The 1087-nt window shown below is 67.6% G+C and carries 1 protein-coding gene; it reads left to right on the forward strand.

What is annotated here, in order from left to right:
- Positions 1-66: 66 nt before the first annotated feature.
- Positions 67-1087 (forward strand): IS630 family transposase gene (locus AC07FK_RS34100; RefSeq protein WP_479108772.1). Its coding sequence is split into 2 segments (ribosomal slippage), with 1022 coding nucleotides annotated over them: positions 67-514 and positions 514-1087; the frame shifts between segments, so codons are not numbered across the junction. This gene is flagged as partial in the annotation.

A 1087-nucleotide genomic window follows, 5' to 3' on the forward strand; every position in this document is an offset into this window, starting at 1 on the left:
TACTGACCTTGAAGGCGGGTTGTCGTGGGGGCTGACGGTTGGTGATCGTCGCGGTATGCCGGTGGTATGAGGTATGCGCAGGGTGGGGGTCTGACCGCGGAGAGGCAAGCATTCCGTGAGCGGGTCCGGATGGCAGCGGTCGGTATGTTCGCCGAGGGGCGGGGCAGCACGGAGATCGCGAAGGAGTTACGGGTCAGCGTCCGGTCGGTCCAGCGGTGGCGGCGGGCCTGGCGGGAGGCCGGGCAGGACGCGGTTCGTTCCCGTGGCCCGGCGTCCCGTCCGAAGCTGAGTGACGCGCTGTTCGCCGTGCTCGAGGAGGAGTTGGCCAAAGGTCCGGTCGCTCATGGCTGGACTGATCAGCGGTGGACGCTGGCCAGGATCAAAACGCTGATCGGCCGGCGGTTTCACAAGTCCATGACGCTGTCGGGCATCTCCCAGATGCTGCGACGCCGTGGCTGGAGTCACCAGGTGCCGGCCCGCCGGGCCATGGAGCGAGACGAGGCGGCCGTGGCCGGCTGGGTGAAGGACGTGTGGCCGCACGTGGAACGACCGCGGCGGCGCTCGGGGCCTGGCTCGTCTTCGAAGACGAAGCCGGATTCTCGATGACGCCGCCGACCTCCCGCACTTGGGCTAAACGCGGCAACACTCCGGTCATCCGGGTCCGCGGCCGTTCCCAACGCCGCTTCTCCATCGCCGCCCTGTGCTGCTACAAACCCGGAGAACGCTCCCGCCTGGTCTACCGGCCCAAACGGCATACCGATCACAAGAGCGGCGGCCGCAAGAGCTTCACCTGGACCGAGTACCGCGACCTCCTCATCGCCGCCCACCAGCAGCTCGGCGGGCCGATCGTCCTCATCTGGGACAACTTGAACGTCCACAAAGACCGCCGCATGCGGGCCTTCATCGACGCGCACGACTGGCACACCGCCTACCACCTGCCGCCCTACACACCCAACCTCAACCCCGTCGAAGGCATCTGGTCGATCCTCCGCCGAACCAGCCAGGCCAACACCGCCTTCACCGACCCCGACCACCTCATCCGACGACTACGACACGGCCTCCGCCAGCTCCAGTACCGCAGCGATGC

It is taken from the genome of Streptomyces sp. NPDC046122, from assembly GCF_056429965.1.